At 73.6% G+C, this 2,762-nt stretch carries 2 protein-coding genes and 1 pseudogene; 2 read left to right on the top strand and 1 reads right to left on the bottom strand.

What is annotated here, in order from left to right; all coding sequences use genetic code 11:
• Positions 1-173: 173 nt before the first annotated feature.
• On the bottom strand, positions 174-1,616 hold the full coding sequence (locus B7767_RS41080) for a cytochrome P450 (protein ID WP_085576316.1): 1,443 nt from the start codon (positions 1,614-1,616) through the stop codon (positions 174-176).
• Between the two features lie 117 nt (positions 1,617-1,733).
• Between B7767_RS41080 and B7767_RS41075 the strand changes: the two genes are divergently transcribed.
• Positions 1,734-2,342 carry a TetR/AcrR family transcriptional regulator gene (locus tag B7767_RS41075; RefSeq protein WP_085576315.1) on the top strand — a complete coding sequence of 203 codons (609 nt, stop codon included), beginning with the start codon at positions 1,734-1,736 and terminating at the stop codon, positions 2,340-2,342.
• Positions 2,343-2,430: 88 nt separating this feature from the next.
• Positions 2,431-2,762 (top strand): annotated as a pseudogene (locus B7767_RS41070) (DUF2470 domain-containing protein); the annotation flags it as partial.

The raw sequence follows: 2,762 nt of genomic DNA, 5'->3' as shown, positions 1-2,762 counted from the left end.
GGCCGCTCCCGCGAGGGCCTGCCACCGTTCCCGCGGGCAGCCGCATCCCGCGTTCCCGCGGGCAGTCGTGCCGCTGGGGCGGCACGGGTGGGCGCGACGGCACCCCGCAAGCGCCGGGCCGCGCAAACCCGCCCCGCCCCACCCCGGCGCACCTGAGCCCCGGAACCCCGTGCTCACCCCCGCCGTTCCGGATACAGCCGCAACCCCTCCGGCATCAGCGTGAGCCGCTCGGTCACCCGCAACCGGTACCCGGGCTCGGCCCGCAGCTCGTACCGCCGCAGCAACAACCCCAGCACCAGCACCGCCTCGTGCAGCGCGAACTGCCGTCCGATACAGGCCCGAGCCCCCGTCCCGAACGGCTTGAACACATGCGCCGGACGAGCCCGCACCGCCCCCGTGGCGAACCGCTCCGGATCAAACCGCTCGGCATCCGCCCCCCACACCCCGGGATCCCGGTGCAGCATCGGCGTCAGCACCAGCGTCCACGCCCCCCGCCGCATCGGATGCTCCCCGCCCAGCACCGTGTCCCGCGTCGCCTCCCGGGCGAAGGCCGGCGCGGTCGGCCACAGCCGCAGCGACTCGTCCAGCACCCTGCGCACGTACCGCAGCTTGGCCACCTGCTCGTACCCGGGCGCCACCGCGTCGCCCCAGACGCGGTCCACCTCGGCACGGGCACGCTCCGCGACGTCGGGATGCCGGGAGAGGTAGTGCAGCGCGAAGGAGAGCGCGCCCGAGGTGGTCTCGTGACCGGCGACCAGGAACGTGATCACCTGTCGGCGGACGTTCTCCGCCGACAGCCGCTCCCCGGTCCCCGGATGCGCGGTGTCCAGCATCCGGTCCAGCAGATCGCCCTCCCCGCCCCCCTCCGCCCGCCGGACCCGGACCACCTCGTCGACGATGCGGTTGAGACACGCGATGTCGGCCGCGTTCCGTCGCTCCGCCCGGCGCAGCAGCAGCGGGCTCAGCGGCGCGGGCACGCTGTTCAGCCGCTGGGCGTGGCTGAGCGTCCCGACCATCGCCGTGACGAACGGGTGCGGACGGGACCGCTCGAAGGACCCGAAGTCGTGCCCGAATCCGGTGCGCGCGATCGTCTCCAGTGTCAGCTTGGTCATGTCCCCGGGCACGTCCACCGGCCGCCCCCCGGCCGCCGCACGGTCCCAGTGCTCCGTCAGCCGCTCCGCCACGGCCAGCATCATCGGGTGGTAACCGGCCATGGCCTCCCGGCTGAACCCGGGGGCCAGCACGTCGTGCGCGAGCTGCCAGTTGGGCTCGTGGTTGTACGCGGTGAACAGCCCGTCGCCCGCGACCGGCCGCAGATTGGCGATGCCCAGCCCGACGTGCTTGGCGAACCGCGACTCGTCGGCCAGATCGGCCACCAGCCCGGCACCCCAGGTGAACACGAACTCCTTGCCGAAGGCGCTCCGCCGGAAGACCGGCCCCAGCTGGCGGGCGTACTTCAGCGAGTCCTGCACGGGCGTGCGCCTGCTCGCCCCGAGGACGTCGCCGAGCAGTGGCAGGCGGTACGGCGGGTGGGGGATGCGGTGCAGTTCCGGCCAGCCGTGCTCCGCGCTGCGGAACCCCTTCGGCAGTACGGCCCGTGTCGTCGTCTCCGCCATGACGCGATCTCCTTCGACCGGCGCGCGAGTGTGACATGTCGACGTGTTGTACGCGAGTTCAATAAGGCGGGTTCAGTCTGGTCCGGCCGCTGAACGGGCGTCAAGTAAAGTGCGGGGATGGCCGTGAACCAGGGCGGGCGCACGCGCCGCCGGCTCAGCACCGCGGAGCGCCGGGAGCAGCTTCTGTCGGTCGGTGCGCGGCTGTTCTCGGAGAGCCCCTACGACGACGTGTGGATCGAGCAGGTCGCCGAGATCGCCGGGGTCTCGCGGGGGCTGCTCTACCACTACTTCCCGACCAAGCGGGACTTCTTCGCGGCGGTGGTGGAGCGGGAGAGCGAGCGGATGCTGCGGATGACGGCGGCGGTGCCCGGTGTCCCGGTGCGCGAGCAGCTCACGGCGGGTCTCGACGCGTACCTGGAGTACGTCGAGGCCCACGCGCACGGCTACCGCGCCTTCCACCGTGCCGACGCGGCGGGGGACCGGGCGGTGCGCCGGGTCTACCGGCGGGCGCTGGCCGCCCAGGAGCGGCAGATCCTGGCGGCGCTCGCCGCGGATCCCGAGTTCGGCCCCGTCTTCGAGGCGCGGCCGGACACCCGGCTCGCCGTGCGCGGCTGGCTGGCGTTCACCACGGCGGTCTGCCTGGAGTGGCTGCGCGGTCCGGAACCGGACCGCGAGCAGGTGCGCGACCTGTGCGCACGCGCCCTGCTGGGCGTCCTCGCGCCCTGAAAGGTCTCGTGAGGATCACGCCACCCGGTTGGCGCGCACCCCGATCTTCGATAGGTTAGGCAAGGCTTACCTAAGAGGAGGTTCGGGGATGGCTGACGACACGCACGGCTGGACGGCCGCGCCCGGCGCGGCGGAACGGGCCCGCTCGGTGCTCGCCGCCGCATGGTCCTGCACGGTGACCGCGGAGGGCACCCGGGAGGAGCTCGTCGGCGCGCACGGCGTGACCGACGACGGACGGGTGCTGCTGCACGTGCCCGAGGACAGCGCCCTGCTCGCCGCGGCGATCTGCGCGCCCCGCGGCGAGCCGTCCGCCGTGCTGGAGTTCGCCGACGTGGCGCCCGTACCCGTACGCAACCGGATCCGCGCCCGGCTGTGGCTGGCCGGCTGGTTCGCCGCGCGGGACGGGCACCTCGTCTTCCA

The sequence above is a fragment of the Streptomyces sp. 13-12-16 genome (genome assembly GCF_002114215.1).
GTDB lineage: Bacteria > Actinomycetota > Actinomycetes > Streptomycetales > Streptomycetaceae > Streptomyces.
The sequence above is the reverse complement of the archived record's forward strand: the minus strand, read 5'-3'. Positions and strand labels throughout refer to the sequence as shown.

Excerpts from the sequence above, each read along its gene's own strand:
- B7767_RS41080 (WP_085576316.1), bottom strand. The coding sequence starts at position 1,616 with ATGGCGGAGACGACGACACGGGCCGTACTGCCGAAGGGGTTCCGCAGC.
- B7767_RS41075 (WP_085576315.1), top strand. The coding sequence starts at position 1,734 with ATGGCCGTGAACCAGGGCGGGCGCACGCGCCGCCGGCTCAGCACCGCG.